This window comes from Aquamicrobium defluvii (assembly GCF_004363725.1).
GTDB lineage: Bacteria > Pseudomonadota > Alphaproteobacteria > Rhizobiales > Rhizobiaceae > Mesorhizobium > Mesorhizobium defluvii.
Genome location: NZ_SNZF01000007.1, coordinates 79,703 through 100,581, shown reverse-complemented (window position 1 = coordinate 100,581; position 20,879 = coordinate 79,703). Strand labels below are relative to the sequence as shown.

General features: G+C 63.8%; 22 protein-coding genes and 1 pseudogene. 16 read left to right on the top strand and 7 right to left on the bottom strand.

Annotation, left to right across the window (positions count from 1 at the left end):
• Nucleotides 1–8 precede the first annotated feature (8 nt).
• Nucleotides 9–803 carry an N-formylglutamate amidohydrolase gene (locus tag DES43_RS07335; protein ID WP_051520572.1) on the bottom strand — a complete coding sequence of 265 codons (795 nt, stop codon included), beginning with the start codon at nt 801–803 and terminating at the stop codon, nt 9–11.
• 126 nt (nt 804–929) lie between these two features.
• On the opposite strand from DES43_RS07335, the gene DES43_RS07330 reads away from it, so the two are divergent.
• The 5 genes from DES43_RS07330 to DES43_RS07310 are packed head-to-tail and all read left to right on the top strand — an operon-like array spanning nt 930 to nt 4,961.
• Nucleotides 930–1,721, top strand: coding sequence for an ABC transporter ATP-binding protein (locus DES43_RS07330; RefSeq protein WP_245264709.1), 792 nt, complete (start codon nt 930–932; stop codon nt 1,719–1,721).
• On the top strand, nt 1,714–2,436 hold the full coding sequence (locus DES43_RS07325) for an ABC transporter ATP-binding protein (protein ID WP_035026939.1): 723 nt from the start codon (nt 1,714–1,716) through the stop codon (nt 2,434–2,436). The genes DES43_RS07330 and DES43_RS07325 overlap by 8 nt, the downstream gene beginning before the upstream one ends.
• Nucleotides 2,433–3,323: a branched-chain amino acid ABC transporter permease gene (locus tag DES43_RS07320; protein WP_035026940.1), complete on the top strand. Its 891-nt coding sequence runs from the start codon at nt 2,433–2,435 to the stop codon at nt 3,321–3,323. Before DES43_RS07325 ends, DES43_RS07320 begins: the two co-directional genes overlap by 4 nt.
• A 1-nt stretch (nt 3,324) precedes the next feature.
• Nucleotides 3,325–4,335 carry a branched-chain amino acid ABC transporter permease gene (locus tag DES43_RS07315; RefSeq protein ID WP_051520573.1) on the top strand — a complete coding sequence of 337 codons (1,011 nt, stop codon included), beginning with the start codon at nt 3,325–3,327 and terminating at the stop codon, nt 4,333–4,335.
• Nucleotides 4,332–4,961, top strand: a complete 630-nt coding sequence (locus DES43_RS07310) for a cysteine hydrolase family protein (protein ID WP_035026942.1) — start codon at nt 4,332–4,334, stop codon at nt 4,959–4,961. Before DES43_RS07315 ends, DES43_RS07310 begins: the two co-directional genes overlap by 4 nt.
• A gap of 7 nt (nt 4,962–4,968) precedes the next feature.
• On the opposite strand, the gene DES43_RS07305 is transcribed toward DES43_RS07310, so the two are convergent.
• Together DES43_RS07305 and DES43_RS07300 are read right to left on the bottom strand one after the other, a co-directional pair.
• Nucleotides 4,969–6,285: a type I glutamate--ammonia ligase gene (locus DES43_RS07305; RefSeq protein WP_035026943.1), complete on the bottom strand. Its 1,317-nt coding sequence runs from the start codon at nt 6,283–6,285 to the stop codon at nt 4,969–4,971.
• A complete protein-coding gene (locus DES43_RS07300; RefSeq protein WP_051520574.1) occupies nt 6,286–7,209 on the bottom strand; it encodes a MurR/RpiR family transcriptional regulator in 924 nt (307 codons plus the stop codon).
• A gap of 164 nt (nt 7,210–7,373) precedes the next feature.
• Here DES43_RS07300 and DES43_RS07295 point away from each other — a divergent pair, with 164 nt between their 5' ends.
• The 3 genes from DES43_RS07295 to DES43_RS07285 all read left to right on the top strand — a co-directional run bounded on the left by DES43_RS07295 (nt 7,374) and on the right by DES43_RS07285 (nt 9,678).
• Nucleotides 7,374–8,516: an ABC transporter substrate-binding protein gene (locus tag DES43_RS07295; protein WP_035026945.1), complete on the top strand. Its 1,143-nt coding sequence runs from the start codon at nt 7,374–7,376 to the stop codon at nt 8,514–8,516.
• Between the two features lie 78 nt (nt 8,517–8,594).
• Nucleotides 8,595–9,230: a cysteine hydrolase family protein gene (locus DES43_RS07290; RefSeq protein ID WP_035026947.1), complete on the top strand. Its 636-nt coding sequence runs from the start codon at nt 8,595–8,597 to the stop codon at nt 9,228–9,230.
• Nucleotides 9,231–9,486: 256 nt separating this feature from the next.
• On the top strand, nt 9,487–9,678 hold the full coding sequence (locus DES43_RS07285; RefSeq protein ID WP_035026948.1) for a hypothetical protein: 192 nt from the start codon (nt 9,487–9,489) through the stop codon (nt 9,676–9,678).
• 172 nt (nt 9,679–9,850) lie between these two features.
• Here DES43_RS07285 and DES43_RS07280 read toward each other — a convergent pair whose 3' ends face one another.
• The 3 genes from DES43_RS07280 to DES43_RS07270 are packed head-to-tail and all read right to left on the bottom strand — an operon-like array spanning nt 9,851 to nt 12,375.
• A complete protein-coding gene (locus DES43_RS07280) occupies nt 9,851–11,107 on the bottom strand; it encodes a sensor histidine kinase (RefSeq protein ID WP_035026950.1) in 1,257 nt (418 codons plus the stop codon).
• Between the two features lie 6 nt (nt 11,108–11,113).
• Nucleotides 11,114–11,812 (bottom strand): response regulator, encoded by a 699-nt coding sequence (locus DES43_RS07275; protein ID WP_035026952.1) that lies wholly within the window; start codon nt 11,810–11,812, stop codon nt 11,114–11,116.
• Nucleotides 11,813–11,847: 35 nt separating this feature from the next.
• Nucleotides 11,848–12,375: a Spy/CpxP family protein refolding chaperone gene (locus DES43_RS07270; protein WP_035026954.1), complete on the bottom strand. Its 528-nt coding sequence runs from the start codon at nt 12,373–12,375 to the stop codon at nt 11,848–11,850.
• Nucleotides 12,376–12,840: 465 nt separating this feature from the next.
• Between DES43_RS07270 and DES43_RS07265 the strand changes: the two are divergent.
• Together DES43_RS07265 and DES43_RS07260 are read left to right on the top strand one after the other, a co-directional pair.
• A pseudogene (locus tag DES43_RS07265) lies at nt 12,841–13,585 on the top strand (hypothetical protein); the annotation flags it as partial.
• Between the two features lie 501 nt (nt 13,586–14,086).
• On the top strand, nt 14,087–15,016 hold the full coding sequence (locus tag DES43_RS07260) for a sugar kinase (protein ID WP_035026958.1): 930 nt from the start codon (nt 14,087–14,089) through the stop codon (nt 15,014–15,016).
• A 70-nt stretch (nt 15,017–15,086) separates the two neighbouring features.
• Here DES43_RS07260 and DES43_RS07255 read toward each other — a convergent pair whose 3' ends face one another.
• Complete coding sequence (locus tag DES43_RS07255; RefSeq protein ID WP_051520575.1) at nt 15,087–15,893, bottom strand: IclR family transcriptional regulator; 807 nt, start codon at nt 15,891–15,893, stop codon at nt 15,087–15,089.
• A gap of 187 nt (nt 15,894–16,080) precedes the next feature.
• Between DES43_RS07255 and DES43_RS07250 the strand changes: the two genes are divergently transcribed.
• The 6 genes from DES43_RS07250 to DES43_RS07225 all read left to right on the top strand — a co-directional run bounded on the left by DES43_RS07250 (nt 16,081) and on the right by DES43_RS07225 (nt 20,803).
• Complete coding sequence (locus DES43_RS07250; protein ID WP_245264713.1) at nt 16,081–16,914, top strand: transporter substrate-binding domain-containing protein; 834 nt, start codon at nt 16,081–16,083, stop codon at nt 16,912–16,914.
• Nucleotides 16,915–16,993: 79 nt separating this feature from the next.
• Nucleotides 16,994–17,659 carry an amino acid ABC transporter permease gene (locus tag DES43_RS07245; RefSeq protein ID WP_035026962.1) on the top strand — a complete coding sequence of 222 codons (666 nt, stop codon included), beginning with the start codon at nt 16,994–16,996 and terminating at the stop codon, nt 17,657–17,659.
• A gap of 3 nt (nt 17,660–17,662) precedes the next feature.
• Nucleotides 17,663–18,310: an amino acid ABC transporter permease gene (locus DES43_RS07240; RefSeq protein WP_051520576.1), complete on the top strand. Its 648-nt coding sequence runs from the start codon at nt 17,663–17,665 to the stop codon at nt 18,308–18,310.
• A 3-nt stretch (nt 18,311–18,313) separates the two neighbouring features.
• On the top strand, nt 18,314–19,099 hold the full coding sequence (locus DES43_RS07235; RefSeq protein WP_035026963.1) for an amino acid ABC transporter ATP-binding protein: 786 nt from the start codon (nt 18,314–18,316) through the stop codon (nt 19,097–19,099).
• 17 nt (nt 19,100–19,116) lie between these two features.
• Nucleotides 19,117–19,596, top strand: a complete 480-nt coding sequence (locus DES43_RS07230; protein ID WP_035027085.1) for a RidA family protein — start codon at nt 19,117–19,119, stop codon at nt 19,594–19,596.
• Nucleotides 19,589–20,803 carry an aminotransferase class V-fold PLP-dependent enzyme gene (locus DES43_RS07225; RefSeq protein ID WP_035026965.1) on the top strand — a complete coding sequence of 405 codons (1,215 nt, stop codon included), beginning with the start codon at nt 19,589–19,591 and terminating at the stop codon, nt 20,801–20,803. Before DES43_RS07230 ends, DES43_RS07225 begins: the two co-directional genes overlap by 8 nt.
• The last annotated feature ends 76 nt before the right edge of the window (nt 20,804–20,879 follow it).

The window sequence follows — 20,879 nt, the reverse complement described above, 5'->3', positions numbered from 1 at the left end:
CCAAAGGCTCAAACGGCAACCAGCTGCGCAGCATCTCGCAGACTGGCCGCAAGCAATCTGGCCCAGTCCGCCACGGCCTGCCTGCCTGTCGTCAGGTCGTTGCGGATCTCGAACTCGACACACGGATAGCCGCGTTTCTCACCATGGACGGGAATGGCATAATCTGTGTCATCGCCCACCGCATAAGGCTGGTTCACACCCACCTCGTAATCGGTGTTGGCCTGAAGGTAACGAACGATCTGCGGCGATAGCACCGTATCCCGGTTGAACAGCACGCCGATCTGCCATGGGCGGGAAACGCCCTTGTAGACCGGCGTGAAGGAATGCACCGTGGCCAGTATCGTCCTGCGTCCCGCAGCATCGCGAGCATCGAGCGCCTGGGTGACCGCATCGTGGAACGGCTGGAATATCTCCTCAACCCGCGCCCCGATTTCCCCGGGAGACAGGTTCGCGTTGCCCGGAATGACGGTGGTCTCGCTGATACCGGGAATGAATGACGCTACGGTGGGCTGGCGATTGCAGTCGCAAACCAGTCGCGAATAGCGTTGCATATAGAGCGGCGCGTCCAGCAGCGCGGCAAGCTCCATGGCGATGTCGCGGGCGCCGATGTCCCACGCGATATGCCGTGAACGGTCCGCCTCGTCGAGCCCCAGCGTGCCGAGGCTGGCCGGAAGGAGACGTCCGGCATGCTCGCAGATCAGGAAGAAATCCGATCCGCCCTGCGGGTTGAACACCTCCAGCGGATGCGGCTCGTCCGCGCCCAGAAGACGGTACGGCGAGACGGCGGAAGGCTGAAGCGACATGAATGTCCTCCGATGTACGAAATTGTACAAAATCGCTATTCTCCTTCTACTTGTATCTTTTGGTTGACGCAAACGCCTATTCACGAATACGCTTGCTCCGGTCGCAAACGGGGAACGATAGCGAGCGTGTCGGCGCCGGAAGTCATCACTGCGGACAACCTGTCCCGCCGCTTCGGCGGGCTGGTGGCGGTCGAGGATTATTCGCTGGTATTGCGCAAGGACGAACTCGTCGGCCTGATCGGCCCCAATGGAGCCGGTAAGACCACGGCGTTCAACCTGTTGACCGGCATCATCCGCCCGACCTCCGGGCGCATACGCATTGCTGGCGAGGATCTTACGGGAAAGGCGCCCAACGTTCTGGCGCGCCGCGGCGTCGCCCGCACGTTCCAGAACATCCGCCTGTTCAGCGACCTTTCCGTCCTGGAAAACATCATGTGCGGCGCGCATATGCGCTATGGCGCTTCCTTGTTCCCCACCTTGTTTCAATTACCGGCCTTCCGCCGTGCGGAGCGCGTGATCGAAAAGCGGGCAATGGAGATATCGGAGCTGACCGGGCTTACCCATCTGACGGGACAGCGCGCCGGCGATCTTTCCTATGGCGACCAGCGTCGGGTCGAGATCGCGCGCGCGCTCGCCAGCGAGCCGGCCGCGCTGCTGCTCGACGAGCCTGCCGCCGGCCTCAACCCGTCGGAGACCGAAACGCTGGTCGCCCTGATACGCGGGATCAACCGGCAGCTTGGCACCGCCGTGATGGTCGTCGAGCACGACATGCGCCTGGTCATGGGTCTGTGCCAGCGCATTCAGGTGCTCAATCGCGGCAGGCTGGTGGCGGATGGAACCCCGACGGAAGTGCAGAACGATCCCGGCGTCATCGAAGCCTATCTCGGCACGAGGCGAAATGGCGGTGCAAATGCTTGAAGTGCATGACCTGCATGTGTTTCGCGGCGCCACCCACGTGCTCAAGGGCATCTCGCTCGACGTGCGCGAGGGCGAGATGGCGGCGCTGATCGGCGCCAACGGGGCCGGCAAGTCGACCACCTTGCAGACGCTTTCGGGGCTGCTGCGGCCACGGTCGGGAACCGCTGTCTTCAGGGGAACCTCGGGGCCCGTCGATCTCACCCGCGCGGCGCCCGAGCGGATCGTCGGCGAAGGGCTGGTGCAATCGCCGGAGGGGCGGCAGATCTTCCAGTCGCTCAGCGTGGCGGAAAACCTTGCCATGGGCGCTTATCTGCGGACCGACCGCAACGAGGTGCGCCGGACGCTGGAGCGTGTCCACGACCTGTTCCCGATCCTGAAAGAGCGCGCGAGCGCGGCCGGCGGCACCCTGTCGGGAGGCGAACAGATGATGCTGGCCATCGGCCGTGCGCTCCTGGCGCAACCCCGGCTCCTGCTGCTTGATGAGCCCTCGCTCGGACTGGCTCCGCAGATGATCGAGCGCATCTTCGATGTGATCGCCACCCTGAAGCAACAGGGCACGACGATCCTGCTGGTCGAGCAGAACGCCGCCATGGCGCTCGACATCGCCGACCGGGCCTATGTGCTGGAAAACGGCGTCATCACCTTGTCGGGGACCGGACCGGAACTCGCCGGCAACGACCGCGTGCGGCGGGCCTATCTGGGGATGGCGCAATGAGCCAGTATGTCTTCCAGCAGATCATCAACGGGCTGGCGCTGGGCAGCCTCTACGCGCTGGTGGCCATCGGTTTCTCGATGATCTACGGCATCGTGCGGCTGATCAATTTCGCCCATGGCGATCTGGTGATGATCGGCGCTTTCACCACGCTCGCCCTCGTCGGCTACGGGGTGCCATGGCCCCTGATCCTGATGTTCGTGCTGCTGGTCGGCGCGCTGGCCGGCATGACCATCGAGGCGACTGTATTTCGTCCCATGCGCGGCGCCCAGCAGGTCACGGGCTTCATCGCCACGCTGGCGGTTTCGATCGTCATCCAGAACACCGGCCTGATGATCCTGTCGGGCCAGCCGCGCAACTTCCTGTTCCCCGCCTTCATGCGCCAGCGCGTGCAGATCGGCACGGTCAGCGCCTCGCTCACCGATCTCACCATCATTGGCCTTACGGTGGTGCTGATCGCGCTGCTGCTCGTCATCGTCTATCGCACGCGGCTTGGCACCGCCATGCGCGCAACCGCCGACAATCTGGCGGCGGCGCGGCTGATGGGCATCGCCGTCAACCGCACGATCCTGACCGCCTTCGCCATCGGCTCGGCTCTCGCCGCGGCGGCGGGCCTGCTGTGGGGCGGCAAGTTCGGCCAGATCGATCCGCTGCTCGGCTTCGCGCCGGGGCTGAAGGCCTTCATCGCCTGCGTCATCGGCGGCGTGGGCTCGATCGGCGGCGCCATGCTGGGCGGCTATCTGCTGGGGCTGGCCGAAGTGCTGTTCGTCGGCCTGCTGCCGCCTCAATTCGCGGGCTATCGCGACGTGTTCGTGTTCACGCTGCTGATTGTCATCCTGCTTCTCAAGCCATCGGGACTGTTCGTGCGCCATGTCGAAGAAAGAGCCTGACATGGCGGTGGACCGTGGTTTCACAGGTCCGCTCGCCGGCATCGCCATCCTTGGTGCCGGGGCGGCTCTGGTGTATGGCGCACAGATGGCGCTCAGCCCCTATCTGGTGACGCTGCTCGCCATCATGCTCATCAATGTGGCGCTGGCCGTTTCGCTCAACATCGGCAACGGGCTGGCCGGCCTGTTCTCGCTCGGTCACCCGGCCTTCATGACCATCGGCGCCTATGCCTCGGCGATCCTGACCTTCCCGCCCGGGCGCAAGGACTTCATGCTGCCGGACCTGCCATCCTTCCTGATGACGACCCAGCTTCCGCTGCTGCCGGCACTGGCGGTGGCCGGCATGATCGGCGCGGTCGTCGCCTTCCTCGTCGGCCTGCCGGTGCTGCGCCTGAAAGGGCACTATCTGGCCGTGGCGACGCTCGGCCTGATCGTCATCGTGCAGGGGCTGGCGACCAACTGGACCGGCCTGACAAGGGGCGGCTCGGGCCTCAACGGCATTCCGAGGCTGACCGGCATCTGGTGGTGCTTCGGCTTCGCCGTCCTGGTCGTCTATACGGCGCTGCGCCTGAAATTCTCCTCGCTGGGCCGGGCGATGATGGCCACGCGCGAAAATGCGCTGGCGGCCGAAAGCGCCGGCGTCAGCACCTATCGCATCCGCATGCTGGCCTTTGTGCTGGGCGCTTTCTTCGCCGCCGTCGCCGGCGGCCTGATGGTCCACCTGATCACCGTGGTGACGCCCAGATCCTACTCTGTTGTGCTGGCATTCAACCTCGTCGCCATGGTGGTGATCGGCGGCACCGGCAGCATCACCGGCTCGATCGTCGCCGCCGTCGCGCTGACCGGGCTGTCGGAAGCCGTGCGCCCGCTGGAGGAAAGGCTCGGCCTCTACGGCCTCAGCCAGGTCATCGTGGCGCTCGGCCTGCTCCTCGTTCTCTTCTTCCGCCCGAACGGTTTGCTGGGTTCCGGCGAGCCGCGTTTCGTGCGCCGCATCTTCGGAGGTTCCCTGGCATGAACGCACCGCGCCCGCGCGACATCTACACCTCGCGCGCCCGGCCGATCGTGCCCGAACGCACCGGCCTGCTGATCATCGACGCCCAGAACTGGGTGATGGACGAACCCAGCCGCCAGCCCCGGCCGACCTTCTACCGGCAGGCGCGCGAAACCGTCATCCCGAACCTGCAAAGGCTGGCGGCGGCCTGCCGCCGGTACGGCATCGAGGTGATCTATACGGTGATGGAGAATTTCACGCAGGACGGCCGCGACCGCAGCCTCGACTACAAGCTGTCGAACTTCTTCATCGCCAGAGGTTCGCATGACGCCAGGGTGATCGACGAACTCGCCCCGGCCGGCGACGAGATGGTCATCCCCAAGACCTCGTCCAGCCTCTTCAACTCGACCAATTTCGAATATCTGGTGCGCAATATCGGGCTCGACACCATCATCGTCACCGGCTTTCTTACCGACCAATGCGTCGACCACACCATCCGCGACGGTGCCGATCGAGGCTTCCACATGATCTGCGTCAGCGATGGCTGCGCCACCGATACGCAGGAGCGCCATGTCGCGGCGCTCAACGCCTTCAGGGGCTATTGCCGCACCGAAACCACCGACAGCCTGCTTGGACAGATCGGCTCCTGACCGGCCTTCAATAGGCAGCGCGGTAGCGGCTGCACTGGTCCTCGTCGGACAGGTCGCGCATCAGGCTGGCCTCGAAGCGCTTGTGGGCGAGGTAAGCCTGCTTGAGTTCCGCGCCGATCATTCCGTCCATGTCGGCGTCCGCCTCGAACAGATCGAGTGCCGCGTCGAGCGATTGCGGCAGGCGGGTGATGCCGAGCCGTTCGAGGTCCCGCGCGGGCAGGCTTTGCGGCGCGCCTTCGCATACCTGGGCGATCGGCAATCCGCGATCGAGCCCATGAAGCCCGGAGGCAAGGATGGCGCCCAGCACCAGATAAGGGCTTGCGGCCGCGTCGGCGGCGCGGAATTCGAAATGGTACTGACGTGAAATGTCGGCGCCATTGCCGGCGAAGACCGGACAGATGCGAACGCCGGCCTCGCGGTCGCGATAGCCGAGATTGTTGTAAGCGGCGCTCCAGCGATTGGGCGTCAGCCTCAGATAGGAAATGGTCGAGGCGGCGGTCAGCGCGGTGATCGAGGGCATCTTGGCCAATATGCCGGAAATGAACGCCCCGGCTGTGTCCGACAATCCGTCCTTGTGATCCGGATCGTGGTTCACGGGTTGGCCGGTCCCGGCCTCGAACAGGCTGAAATGGACATGCACCCCGTTGCCCACGGCGTCGGGCCGCAGGATCGGAGTGAAGCTGACCCGCCCGCCAAGTCGGGTGGCCACGGCGCGTGCGGTCTCGCGCACCGCGACCGCCTGGTCCGCTGCCTTCAAGCCAACCGCAGGGCCGACCGTGACCTCGTATTGCATCGGGCCGTATTCGGGCATGAAGGTATCGAGTTCCAGACCCGCCTGCTGCAACGCGCCGAGATAGGTTTCGGCGAACAGGTCCTGCCGGCGGAAGGCGTCGAGCGCATAGCTGGCATTGGGCCGCTCGTCGACACCGTCATAGATGAATTCGTGCTCGAAGGCGGCGCGCACGCACAGGCCGTGCCGTTCCTCCAGCGCCGCCACCACGCGCTTGAGGAAGGAGCGCGGACATACCGGCCAGGGCGTGCCGTCGAGCAGGCAGATGTCGCCCATGATGAAGTTTTCGGCGGCATGATCCGGGCCGAAATCCACCCGGACATGGGTGTCGGGATCGGGGACCAGCACCGTGTCGCCGAAGGGGCCCCATGGGCTGGGCGCGATCGGGCCATGGGCTGTGATCATGCTGTTGGTGGGTGTCCAGCCGATGCCCTTGCGCAGCCGCGTCTCGTAGTCGCGTGCGGGAAACCCTTTTCCCCGCACCTGACCGCCAAGATCGCTGGTGCACAGCATGACGATTTCTTCGCGCTTCATTCAGCCTGCTCCGGTCGACTCATCGCTTTTTTGCGGTGAGCGGTTGAATTCCGATTCACGAGGCGCGAACGGTTTGCGCAGCGCCTCCAGCGTCTCCATACGTTTGCGGCCCGCGTCGCCGCGCCTCAGCGCCACCGCGCCCACCAGCGCCTCCGCAAGCGCCAGGCCGATGGTCAGCACGTCGAAGATCGACGGCGACGACACCGGAAAGCGCAGCACATGGCGGGCCGAGCGGGCGGCGGGCGACTGCCAGTTATCCGTCAGCAGCACCACCGTGGCCCCACGCCGTGCCGCGGCCGCGGTGAACTCGATCACATCCTGCTGGTAGCGGCGTACGTCTATGGCGACGAGCACGCTCGACTTGCCCATGTCGAGCAGGTTCTGCGGCCAGGTCTGCGTCTGACCGTCGATGACCGTCACGCGACCGCGCAAGGCTGTCAGGAGATCCGCGAAATAGCGTATGAGATTGAACGAGTAGCGCCCGCCGACCAGATGGATGTCGCGCCGCTCATTGGCCAGCAGTGCCGCCACCTCGTCGAACTCCGAAAGGGTGTTGGTCTGGCGCAGCGTCTTGAGGTGTTCTTCCATGGTGAGCACGAAGCGATCGAGAAAACCGCCCTGTTCGCTTTCCGGCGGCCCAGGCTGGGTTTCGAAGCGCAGCAGCGGCGATTGCAGGGTCTGCTCGATGTGCTGGTGGAGCGCTGCCTGGAAATCGGCATAGACGGAAAAGCCCAGACGCTTGATCAGGCGCAGCACCGTCGCCGTCGAAACCCCGCTTTCGTGGGCGAACTCGGCCACGGTGCGCAGGCCGGCCATCGGATAGTTGTCCATCAGATGCCGTGCCGCGCGGGCCTCGCGTGCGCCGAGCGAGGGCAGTTCGTCGCGCAGGCGTTTCACCAGATCGGCAGTGTCGGAATGTATCATACGTCCTCACCCATATTTGTATCAAACCAGACAAATCGTCAGAGAGAAAGAAAAATGTACGATTCGATTGACTCTTCCCGACGCCTCTGTTGATCTAGACGAAAGACACAGGCCCTGCATGTCGGTTTGTGGGTTCAACGAAAAGCAGCAAGGGGAAGACGGCAATGAAAAAGTTTCTCATCGCGTCCGTCGCGCTGGCGGCAATGGTGGGCAGTGCGCTGGCTCAGGAGACGATCAGGATCGGCGCGCTCTACAACGTCACGGGCGGCATGTCCTCGCTGGACGGGCCCTCGCTCTATGGTGCCCAGCTTGCGGTCAAGCAGGTCAATGCCGATGGCGGACTCCTCGGCAAGCAGGTGGAGCTGATCGCGCCCGACGGCAAGACGGACCAGCAGGAGACCGCCAAGGCCGCGCAGCGCGTGCTGTCGGAAGGCGTGGTGGCAGGCATCGGCCAATCCGACACCACCTTCGTGATGGCCGGGGCTCCGCTATTCCAGGAAAAGGGTGTGCCTTTCGTGACATCCGGCGCCACCCATCCCAAGCTTCCCGAATGGGTCGGCGACTACATGTTCATGGCGCCATTCGGCGACGACGACCAGTCCTATGCCATCGCCGACTACGCCTATGACAAGCTGGGCGCCCGCAAGGTGGTGGTGTGGACCGACAACTCCATGGATTTCACCAAGGCCCTCAGCGCCTTTTTCACCGAACGCTTCACCGAAAAGGGTGGTGAGGTGGTGGGCACCGATTCCTTCATGATGGGCGACACCGATTTCTCGGCGCAGATCGCGCGCCTGGCCTCGATCGATCCGAAGCCCGACGCGGTTTTCGTCTCCGCCATTCCCTCCGAGGCCGGCATATCGGTCAAGCAGATCCGCGAGCAGGGCATCACCATGCCGATCATTTCCGGCGACGGCTTCGACACCGAGCTGGTGACGACGGTGCCGGGACCGGAGCTTGCAAACGACGTCTATTTCTCGACCCATACCTATCGCGCCGACGACCGGCCCGAGGTCAGGAAGTTCATCGAGGACTACAAGGCCGAATATGGCCGCGATCCCGAGAACGCCTTCGCCCCGCTCGGCTATGACGCGCTGATGCTGGTGGCCGACGCCATCAGGCGCGCCAATTCCGCCGAGCCTGCCGATATTCAGAAGGCGCTCAAGGAAACCCGCGGCTTCAAGGGCGTTACCGGCGAGATCAGCTATACCCGTGCCACAATGGTGCCGCCGAAGCCGGTTTCGATCATCAGCGTCAAGCAGGGCGAGTACAAGGTCGAGGAAATCTGGAAGCCCGAACAGCAGTAGTCCTTCGCTTCGCGAAAGACACGCTCATAGCCGGCGGGGCCTGAATGGCCCCGCTTTCATTGCAGGAAAGGGAAAAGGATGACGCAGGGCAGCACGCTGGCTTCCTATAGCGGAAGAGACCGCAAGCTGGACGGCCGGCGCACCGTGGTGCTTATCGTGGATGCGCAGAACGCGGAGATCTCGCAGGAGGTGCGGGCGCAGCATCCCGAATTCCACGAGCAGGTCCGCACGCGTGCATTGCCCAACATGCGCAGGCTCATCGACGGCGCGCGCCGTCACGGTGCGGAGATCGTCTACACGGTGATCGAGTCGCTGACCCGCGACGGCCGCGATCGCTCGCTGGACCACAAGCTTTCCAATATCCACATCCCCCGCGGCTCGCCGCTGGCCAGCGTGATCGACGAGGTGGCTCCGGCGCAGGACGACATCATCCTGCCCAAGACCTCTTCCGGCGTCTTCAATTCGACCAATATCGACTATGTGCTGCGTAATCTCGGCGCCGAGAACGTCGTCGTGGCCGGCTTCCTCACCGATCAATGCGTGGACATGGCCATCCGCGACGGCGCCGACCGGGGCTACTACATGGTCTGCGCCACCGATGCCTGCGCCTCCTATTCGCAGGAGCGGCATGAAGGAGCCCTGCGCGCCTTCGCCGGCTATTGCCGCCTGCAGCAGGTTGACGAAGTTCTGGCCGATTTCGAAAGCCGGGACTGATCGCAACATCGCCCCTGACGATCCTCGGCGGATTGCCTGCAACTGAAAGCGATCATGTGTGATCGCTTTCACATTGCCGGAGGATATTGCCGGTTATGGTGTCTGTGCGGCTTCGAGGAGGCCGTGGCCGGTGCTCTCCTCCCGCCCTTCATGAGGGCGCACCGGCCCTTTCAAGCCTTACGGGGGCAAAGTCATGGAAATATACGTCGAACCCGCCAGGAGACCCGGCAAACGAAAGCTGATCAGAAGATCGTCCTTGTCACCAGCCGAGATCGATCCGGAAAACGGCGGGCTACGCCTTACACTTGAAGCGGAAGGCATCTACGACAAATCCACCTACCGCTACACGCTGAAGCTGTCACCCGAAACGCTGGCGACCATGTTTGTGGCGTGGAACGACTTGCAGGGCACCGCCCGCCAACATTGCCGGGATGCTTTCCTTGGTTAATCCAAAAACCCGCGCACGTCGTGTCGCTGCCGGCCGATCGGCAATTTAGCCAGGAGAAGGCATCTGCACCTTAAAGCAATTCCAGCAAAAGCACGAAGCGCTCTTGCGTTCGGAATTGCGTAAAAACAAAGGGTTAGAGTGCTTCTGCAATTCGAGGAAAAGCGGAAATGCTCTAGTCGCGCCCTGTCTTGAACGTGACGATGAAGCGGGCTCCGCCATCGGCGGGTGTCTCCTGTCGCACCATCGCGCCGTGATGTTGCGCGATCTGCCGCACCAGCGCCAGGCCCAGCCCCCAGCCGCCGGTCTGCTCGCTGCGGCCCGAGGGACGGTAGAACGGCTCGAACACCCGCTCGCGCTCCGCATCCGCTATGCCCGGTCCGTGGTCGCGCACGGCAAGCTCGACCATGCCGCCATGGCGATGAACCCCGGCGCAAACCGGCGGCGCACCGTGGCGCAGCGCGTTCTGCATGAGGTTGCGCACGAGACGGGCAAGCAGCCGCGCATCGCCCTTTACCGTAGCGGTTTCGCCCGTTACCTCGACGCCATAACGTGCGCCTTCCTCCGCCACCAGCGCCAGAAGGTCGATATTGTCACCAGGCCCTATCGTATCGGCGTGATCGAGGCGGCTCGCCAGCAATATCTCCTCCACCAGATCATCCAGTTCCGACAGGTTGCGCAGGATTTCGCGGCGGCGTGCCTCACTCGGCGCCACCTCGTACAACTCGCTTGCCATGCGCAGGCGCGCCAGCGGCGAGCGCAATTCATGGCTGGCGTTGGCAAGCAGCGACCGGTGAGATGCAACCAGGCCCTCGATCCGTGCCGCAGCGCGGTTGAAGCTCGCCGCGACCGCCGCCACCTCGTCCCTGCCCTCGACCGGAACGCGCAAGGTAAGGTCACCGCCGCCCCACAGCTCGACGCCGCGACGCAGCCTTTCCAGCCTTCCGGTCAGGTGCCGCACAACCGGCCAGGCGACCAGGCCGGTGACGCCCGCGATCAGCGCCAGCCAGACGAGCGGGTTTGCGCGCGGCGGCCCGAAGTAGAAATCGCCGCCCGGCCGGGCGACGACGACGCGCCCGTCCGGCAACCGCGCCGATAAAAGGCGGCGATGTTCGCCACGCCCGAAGTCGCCCCTGTCGTCGGATGAGGCGAAGGGAAGGGAGGCGCCCACGCTCGCGAGCGGGTCTCCGTCGGCGCTGAAGATGGCGATGTCGGCGTCGAAGGCTTCGTGAAGCCGCGCCAGTACGATCCGCGTCTCCTGCATGTCGGCATCGGCGGGCAACATGGCCGCGAGGAATGCATCCCGCCGCGCGCGCCAGCCACGATCCTCCTCGACATGGGAAAGCCGCACGAAGACGGCGCTGGCCAGCGCCACCACGACCAGAGTTGCAAGCAGCGTGAGATAGATCTTCAGGAACAGGCTGTTGCGCATGTGCGCCTATCTTTCCTCGTCCTGCCGGCGGGCGAACACATAGCCAGCCCCGCGCACGGTGATGATGCGTTTCGGATGTCTGGGATCGTCCTCTATCGCCGCGCGTATGCGCGACACATGGACATCGACGGAGCGATCGAATGCCTCGAAACCCTCGCCTTTCAGCCTGTCCATCAACCGTTCCCGCGACAGCGTGCGCCCGGCGTTCTCCGCGAGCGCCACAAGCAGGTCGAACTGGTGGCCGGTCATCGCGCAGTCACGGCCGTCCACCCTGGCCACGCGCGAGGCCGGATCGATCTCCAGCCGGCCGAAACGCATGACGCGGTCGGCATTGCCGCCGCTCCCACGCCGGCGCAGGATGGCGCGCAGGCGTGCCAGCAGTTCGCGGGGGTTGAAGGGCTTCGGCAGATAATCGTCTGCCCCCAGCTCCAGCCCCACGATGCGGTCCGTCTCCTCCCCCTTGGCGGTCAGCATCAGGATCGGAACATCCGATCCCGCACGGATGCGCCGGCAGGTTTCAAAGCCGTCGAGGTCGGGCAGCATCACATCGAGGATCACCGCATCGGGTGCCTTGCGCCTGATCTCGTCCAGACCCGCAAGGGCGGATGCAGCCGTTCGCGCTGCAAAGCCATTGTCGGAAAGGTAGTCGCACAGCATGGCGGAAAGCCGCGTGTCGTCGTCGACGATCAGGATTTGTTCCGCCATGCCCCGTGTGCTCCCCTGGTGTCAGGCTGGCGATCCTACCATCGGCCGAAGCCTTTGCGCTCCTTCATATTTTCGACCAGTCTGGCACGCTGCTCCGGTGTCAGAACCTCGGCCGCTTCAAGTGCTGCTGCGGTCATCTTCTTCGATGCCTCGTCGATTGCCGCGATACGCCCGGCCCTCAGTTTCTCGGCGGCGGCACGGTCGATGGTCGGGGCAGCGATCAGATCCATCACGGCCGAACGCGTATCGCGGAATTCGCGCATCACCGGCCTCAACTCGGCACGGGCGCCGTCGATGATCGCCCAGATGCGGTCTTCCTGCTCGGCGGTGGCGTCCACCGCATCGAGCGCGCTGCCAAGGCCGCGTCCGGCGAAGGGACCGCCATGCTTCATGCCGATCTGCACCATGTGGCGTCCCATACTGTCAGCGCCACCCATAGCGCCGGCCGCGCCGATGCCGGCCAGCGCCAGCACGGCAACGCCGCCGGCGACGATCCACCCGGTGCTGCGCTTGCCGTTGTTCGGGGCATTGGCGCTGCCAGTTTGCTGCTTGTCCTGTTCCATCGTGAAGCTCCTTGTCCATGCGACCCGATTGCCGCGATGAAGCAAGACTAGGAACGGACTGTTGCGGCCATTGCAGGCCAATGTGAAGAAATGTGAAGCTGTCGCAAGATATAGGATGGCGCGCTGATCTTCCCTCCCCAGCAAAGGAAGGGACAAGTTGCCCATCGCTCCACATAAGAAGGAAGGCATCCGGCCTCGCCTCCGCAACCGGGTGATCCATTGCTCGGAAAGCTCGGGGCAAGGAGAATTACTGGTTACCTGGAGAATACAATTTTGACGAATATCGATGAGAAGCCTGAGCTTGTTCTTGCCCAGGTCGCGCGACGCAATGCCGGTCAAAGGTCTCCTGCTCGGCCGCGGCTTTGCGATGGCCAAGACTGTCGGGCTTCGGCACTGATGGGAGCGAATCGGCTTGGCCGGGACCGGGGGATTTCCGGTTCATCGTAGCCTTTCAAAGGAACGAAGATGAGACGGAAATCCGGAACCGGGAAAGCGCCGGCAGATCACGTCATCAAGGACATCTGCCGTGCGACCCGCAAGCAGTATTTTGCCGAGGAGAAGATCCGCATCGTGCCGGAGGGCCTGCGCTGCGAGGAGTCGATTGCGGCGCTGTGCCGGTGCGAGGGGATCGCCGAGAGCCATTATTGCAGCGGGTCGAAGGAATTCCCGGAGGCCGGCAAGAAGCGGCTGGCAGGCGATACAGCGCGTGCGGCCATCGGCGACGAGGTGAAAGTGCTGCGCAAGGAGGTCGTCGCCGAACTGGCGCTGGACAAGCCGGCGATGTTGCCGGCACGCCGACCATGGCGCTGTCGCAGGCTTGCGGCTGCGACAGCGCCGGGGTCGTGCACAGGCCACGGCTGCTCTCCGGCAAGGGGCCGTCCTGCGCCTCGTCCGACCTCGCCGCCCGGTATCCGGCGGAGGCATGGAGCACACCCGTGGAGCGCCCTGTCATCCCCGGACCCGGCGCAAGATCGAGCGCTGGCACCAGCCGCCCAGGCACCGGAGCCTGCTCGAAAACTACTTCCTGCCGGGCGATCCCGAGCGGCAGATCGCGGCCTTCGTCGACCACTGCAACCATCGCCGTTACCACAAGAGCCGCGGCAACCTCACATCCACCGATCTCTCCTTCGGACGCGGCGACATCATCAGGCCGGAAAGGAAAAGGATCAAACGCGAAACCATCGCACAGCGCCGCTTGCTTCATCGAGAAGCGTCCGCTTCATGCGAAAACCCTGACAGGCCAGAGCCTCCGTTAGAGCATTTCCGCTTTTCCTCGAATCGCAGAAAGGCTCTGACTTCTTATTTTTACGCAATCCCGAACGCAAAACCGCTTCGCACCTTTGCTGGAATCGCTCTGGCTCAGCCTGCCAATGGTCCCAAAATCCTTCACGACGGACACGGACTTGCCGGTCGTCAACAAGACCGCCCTCGTCTCCTATATCGGAGCAGACCTCGAGATGATGCACGCCGCTACCGAAAGGGTGCGCGAGGGGCGCCCCTACGTGATGAGCGACCTGTCGCGGCAGGTCGGCCTCGACCGGATCGTCGCCTTCATTGCGCGGGTTCGGCCAAGGTTGACGATCTGCCCTGGCAACCGTGCGGAAACAGAATTGCTCGACCATCTTCCCGGAAAGACCCCTTACGGCGCGGCCGGGGAGTGGCTATTGTGGCCATCCCGGCATTTTGAATGCCACAGCATCGCGGGAGGATCATGCGCGGCTTTGTTGCAATCGGCGAGGCGATGGTGGAGCTTTCCTCGCGTGTCGGCGCGGACGGTGAAAGCTGGCGCATGGCCGTGGCCGGCGACACCTTGAATACGGCATGGTACGCCCGCGCCCTGCTCGATGGCGACTGGACGGTGTCCTATTTCACCGCGCTGGGAACCGACCGCTATTCTCGGAGAATCCGGGACTTCATAACCGCAAGCGGCATCGAAACGGGCCTCATTCGCACCGTGCCGGACCGGCGGCCGGGCCTCTATATGATCCATCAGCAGGATGGCGACCGGCATTTTACCTACTGGCGGGACATGTCCGCCGCAAGACTGCTGGCCGACGATACCGATGCGCTGAGGAGGGCGGTACTGGGTGCTGATATCGTCTATTTTTCCGGCATCACCCTCGCCATCCTCCAGGCAGACAGGCGCGCCGCCCTTATTGCCGAAGTTGCGGCGGCGCGCGCTGCCGGTGCCAGGGTGGCTTTCGATCCGAACATCCGGCCGGCGCTATGGTCCGGCGGCGACGGGTTGAAGGCGTCGCTCGCCGCCGCCGCTGCGGTATCGGATGTGGTGCTGCCGACCTTCGGCGACGAACTGCCGTTGTTCGGGGATAAGGACCTGCTTGCGACGGCGCGGCGCTATTGCGCTTACGGGGCGCGGGAGGTGGTCGTGAAGAATGGCGCTGAGGCGACCCTTGTGCTTCATCACGGCGGCCAATTCGAGAGCCTGCCGCCACGGGTCGGGGAGGTGGTCGATGCGACCGGGGCCGGCGACAGCTTCAATGGCGCCTATCTGGCGCGCCGCGCCATGGGCGACCCGCCGGAAGCGGCGGTGAGGATGGCACATCGCGTGGCCGGAATCTGCATCCGCCATCCCGGCGCACTCGTCCCGCCGCACACGCTTGCGCCGGAGCAGGTCCCCTGAACCGACAGACGATTTCACCGCAGGCATGAAAGCACGGATGCCGGGCGGTTCGGAAGGACCGCGCCGCACGTCAGCCTGCTTGGCCAGACTCCGTGTTCATCAGGGAGAGCTCTCCCGAAGCCTTGACCAGCCGCGCCTCGAGCGCGCGCTTCTTTTCCGCCGGAACGTCGATCGGCAGCACGAAGCATATGGTGGCCTCCACCAGCCCGTATGCATTGGTGACAGGGGCCGCCAGACATTGCGTGAAATTGTTTATCATGCCCACGGTTTTCACCAGCGGCATGTTTCGCGACGCCTGGCATTCGGCGGCGAATTTCCCGATATCGACGGGTGAGCCATCCGGCATCGCGCGGTCCTCCGGCCCCAGTATGGAGTCGATTTCCGCCAGCGACATGTGCGACAGCATCAGCCGGCCGGACGCCGTCCAGGGCAAGGGAATCCGTGAGCCGATCTCCGAGCTTATGCGCAGCGGCCGCGAGCCGGGGCGGGCGTGGATGATGACCTGCTTGCCGCGATGGCGAATGCAGAATTCGCTCGTTTCGCCGGTTTCGCGGGCAAGCACGTCCACCATCTCGCGTCCGCGCGCCATGATCTCGTTGGCCTGCAGATAGCTCGTGCCGTAAAGGTGCATCATCTTGCCGAAATAGATCTGGCTGTCCTTGCCCCGGATTTCGAGCAATCCCGCCTCGGCCAGGATGTTCACAAGATCGTAGATCGTCGATTTCGGCGCATCCAGCATATGCGGCAGCTCTGCGAGGCGCACCGGCCCCCCTTTGGCCTGAAGGCAGGAAAACAGCTTCAGGACGCGGTCGACGCCGCGCTCGCGCGGGCGTCGCGCAATGCGTGTTTTCAAAGCGCGGCTCGCAGTTCCATCCATGCCTCGACCGGTCCTTTTCCCGCGCGACGCTTGCCAATCCGGGGAGGTTGCTGTATCGTCTTCAATATAAGAACATAGTCCAAAATATAAGACTATGCAAGCAAAGATCGGATATTGAGGGATACCGGAAATGTGGAGGCATCAAATGACATCAGGCAATGAACGCCGTGATTTTCTCAAGCTCGGAATGGGTGCTGTGGCGATCGGAGCCGCCGCTTCGATGGCGCTGGATCCGAAGGCGGCTGCGGCGCAGGCCGCAAGCGACAGCCTCTTGCGCACCGTGCTCGACAGGGGGCACCTGATCGTGGGCACTGGAAGCACCAACGCGCCCTGGCATTTCGAGAACGACGCCGGCGAGCTTGTCGGCATGGACATAACCATGGGACGCATCATAGCTCAGGCCCTGTTCGACGACCCTGCCAAGGTCGAATTCGTCAAGCAGGACGCACAGCAGCGCATTCCCAACATCGTCACCGGCAAGGTGGACATCACCTTGCAGTTCATGACGATTTCGGGCGTTCGCGCGCAACTCATCAACTTCACCCGCCCCTACTATGTGGAGGGCGTGGCGTTGCTGACCAAGCCGGATTCGGCGGCCAAGACCTATGACGAACTGAAGGCGAAGAGCTCCGGCGCGCGGGTCGCGATCCTGCAGAACGTCGACGCCGAGACCACCGTCCATGCAGTGCTGCCGGAGGCGCAGGTGATGCAGATCGATACGCAGGCCAACGTCTTCCAGGCACTCGATTCCAACCGCGCCGACGCTTCCGCCGTCGACCTGTCCAACGTCAGGTGGCTGGTGGCGAAGAACCCGGACCGCTATTTCGACGCCGGCAAACAGTGGAACAGCATGCTCTATGGCGGGGGCGTCCGCCAGGGCGATCTGGACTGGCTGCAATTCGTCAACACCGCGTTCTCCATCGCGATGTTCGGCCACCAGAACCAGCTCTATGACCAGGGCTTCAAGGACTTCTTCGGTCTGGAGCCGCCGGTGCGCCAGCCGGGCTTTCCCACCATCTGATCGCGATCGTCCGATCGTGGTGTGCCCGGCTGCAAGAGACCGGGCACGATCCCGCCGGGGCGGATCGGGAGAAGCCTGAATGAACTACCATCTGAATTTCAATCTGATCTGGCGGCATTTCGACAAGCTGTGGCAGGGGCTCGTGCTGAGCCTCGAACTGGCTGTCCTGTCGATCCTGATCGGGGCCATCATCGGGCTGGTGCTGGCCATCTGGTATGTTTCGGCCGGCAAGCTGGTGCGCGCGATCATATCGGCCTATGTCGAATTCATCCGCAACGTTCCCCTCATCCTGCTTGTCTATATCGTCTTCTACGGCATCCCGACGGTTGTCGATTTCGCCTACAGCGCGACCGTGTCCTTCGTCGGCACGTTGTCGCTCTATGCGGGAGCCTACCTCGTGGAGGTGTTTCGCTCCGGTCTGGAGGCGGTGCCGCGCGGGCAGATCGACGCCGGCAAGGCCATCGGCCTGACACCGCTGCAACGCCTGCTTCACGTGCGGCTGCCGACCATGGCTCGCATAACCTTGCCGGCGCTCTCCAACACCTTCATCTCCCTGTTCAAGGATACGTCCGTGGCGTCCGTGATTTCCGTGCCGGAACTGACCTATGGCGCGCAATGGATCAACTTCAACACGTTCCGGATCGTTGAAGTCTACATCGTCACGACGATCATGTATCTGATCACCGGATACAGCATCCTGTTTGGCCTGCGCGGTCTGGAGCGCCGGTTCAGGGCGGAGCGCTGAACCATGGATGCGATGCTCTACGCGCTTCCGTTCCTGATGAAGGGTTTTTCGATAACCCTGTGGGTTTCGGCGCTTGTGGTGGTCTTTTCGCTGGCGGCCGGTCTGGTGCTGGGTGTTGCGCTGGTCTATGGTCCGCGCCCCCTGCAATGGATCGTGCGGCTGTTCAGCGACTGCATTCGCGGCATTCCGATCCTGGTGCTGATCTTCGTGGTCTACTACGGCTTTCCGCCGCTGGGCATTTCCATCAATTCCTTCTGGGCTGGTGTCGTGGCGCTGACGCTGTTCAAGGCTGCGCAGGTCATCGAATATGTCAGGGGCGCGATTTCCTCGATTCCCAGGGGTCAGATGGAGGCCGGCAAGGCGATCGGGCTCACCTTCGTCCAGCGTCTGCAATCCGTCATCTTCCCGCAGGCTGTGCGCCGCTTCCTGCCGCCATGGATCAACGGAGTGACGGATGCAGTGAAGGGCAGCGCGCTGATCTCGCTGCTTGGCGTCGTCGATCTCATGCAATCGATCAACGAAGTCATCGGGCGCACCTATGAGGCGATGCCTCTCTACCTGCTGGGCGCGTTCATCTACTTCGCTATCAACTATTCCCTGTCGTTGACCAGCCGGTTCGTGGAACGGCGCTACGCATATATTCGGGATTGAATCATGGGTGAAAACCGGCGGCCGCTTCTTGGCATCGAGAGCCTGCGCAAGTCATTCGGGAAGGTCGAGGTCCTCAAGGGTATCGACATGGCCGTGCACAAGGGCGAGGTCGTGTCGGTGATCGGCCCGTCCGGCAGCGGCAAGACCACCTTGCTGCGGTGCGTGAACTTCCTCGAAATCTATGAGCGCGGCTCGATACGGATCGATGGCCAGGAGGTCGGCTATCGCGACGGCGACAACCGTCAGCGGCGCGGCGAAACCGATCTGGCCCGCATGCGCGCGGAAACCGGCATGGTGTTCCAGAGCTTCAACCTGTTCCCGCACCTGACGGCGGTGCAGAACGTGATGCTGGGGCTGGTGAAGGTTCGCAGGAAGCCGAAGCAGGAAGCGCGCGAGATTGCCGAGCACTGGCTGAAGCGGGTCGGCCTAGGCCACCGCATCGACAGCCTGCCGGCGGAATTGTCGGGCGGCCAGCAGCAGCGGGTCGGGATCGCCCGGGCCGTCGCCATGGAGCCCAAGATCCTCCTGCTTGACGAAATCACCTCCGCCCTCGACCCGGAGCTGGTCACCGAGGTGCTCGATGTCGTGCGACAACTGGCGGAGGACGGCATGACCATGCTGATGGTGACCCATGAGATCGCCTTCGCCCGTGACGCCAGCGATCGCATCGTCTTCATGGATGATGGCAGGGTGTCGGCCGAGGGTCCGCCGGGGGAATTGATGGCGCAGGCCGGGTCGAACGAGCGGCTGGACGCCTTCCTGTCACGTTTCAGAACCAGCCATCTGTAGCGATGGATCGAGCCACCATGCCTTCAAACGACCGGTTTCCAGCGCATCACCTCGAACTTCTGCCGGTGCCGGTTCCCATCGGCACCTTCCGTAACGTCCTGCAGGTCGGCAACATCCTCTATGTGTCCGGACAGGGGCCGCTCGACCGCGACGGCGCGCTGTGCAAGGGAAAGGTCGGCCGCGACGTCAGCACCGAGACGGCCTACGAGCATGCGCGGCTGACGGGGCTGAATATCCTTTCGGTGCTGTCGGCTCATCTGGGCAATCTCGCCCGCGTGAAGCGGTTCGTGAAGCTGCTGGGATTCGTCAACGCCACAGACGATTTTACGGAGCATCCGCGCGTCATCAACGGCTGCTCCGATCTGCTGGTCGAAATCTTCGGGGAAGGCGGCGTGCATGCGCGCTCGTCGATCGGCGTCGCGTCACTGCCCAACAACATCACCGTCGAGGTCGAGGCCATCGTCGAGATTTTCCCGGAAGGAAACAGCCATGAATAGCTTGGACGACGTGTTCGCAGCCGGACACAATCAAACGATCCGCGAACGTCTGGGCCTGCGTCCAATCATCAACGTGTCGGGCACCATGACGGCGCTCGGCGCGTCGATCATGGTGCCGGAAGCCGTGCGCGCCATGGCCGAGATCGCGCCTCAGTTCGTTGAGATGGACGATCTGCATCGCACGGCGAGCGCTGTTGTCGCCCGCCTGACCGGCGCCGAGGCGGGCTTCATCACGGCCTCCTGCGCCAGTGGCATCACGCTCGCGATCGCCGGCGCCATGACCGGCGACAATCTGCTGGCGATCGAGCGCCTGCCGGATGTGACGGCCGGCCTCAAGGACGAGGTGATCGTGCAGATTGGCCACATGGTCAGCTTCGGTGGCAATATCGATCAGGCGATCCGGCTTTGCGGCGGCAAGGTCGTTCCCGCCGGCACGGTCAGCGTCGTCAACGACTACCATGTCGCCGAGGCGATCAATGAAAGAACGGCGGCGGGCCTCTATGTCGTGTCGCACCACACGGTTCAGTACGGCATGCTTTCGCTTCCCGAATTTGCCGCAATCTGCCATGCCGCCGGCGTTCCGGTCATTGTCGATGCCGCATCGGAATATGATCTGCGGCGGTTCCTGGAGCAGGGCGCCGATATCGTCATCTACAGCGGACACAAGTTCCTCGGTGGGCCGACGACCGGCATCGTGGCCGGCCGCAAGACCCTTGTCCGGGCGGCGTTCCTGCAAAACCGCGGCATCGGACGGGGCATGAAGGTCGGCAAGGAAAGCATCGCGGGCGTGATCGCCGCGCTTGAGGCATGGGAAAAGCGCGATCACGAGGGCATCAGAAAGCGGGAGCGCGCCGCGCTGGACCTGTGGCAAACGGCGCTTGCGGACGCTCCCGGCATCAGGGCGGAACGCGTCCCGGACCCGACGGACAATCCGCTGGACCGGCTGCTGGTCGTCGTGTCGCCGGAAAGCGGCTATACGGCGGCCGGGCTCGCCAGGGCGCTGTCGCAAGCCGAACCGCCGGTCATCGTGCGCAACCATGAGGTCGAGCGTGGCCATTTCTACCTCGATCCCTGCAACCTGCACGAAGGAGAAGCGCAGATTGTGGCCGGAGTCCTGAAGCGCGTCCTCGACGCCGATCCCAGGCCGGACTATGCGCTGGCGAACCCGCGAAAAAGCAGCCGCTCCGCCCTGGAATGGCCCGACTGAAGCCTGTCTCCCGAAAGCGGAAGACGGTTTCAACGCAGGAGGCGCGCCTTCGCCGCCTGAGCCGGAGCTCAGCCTC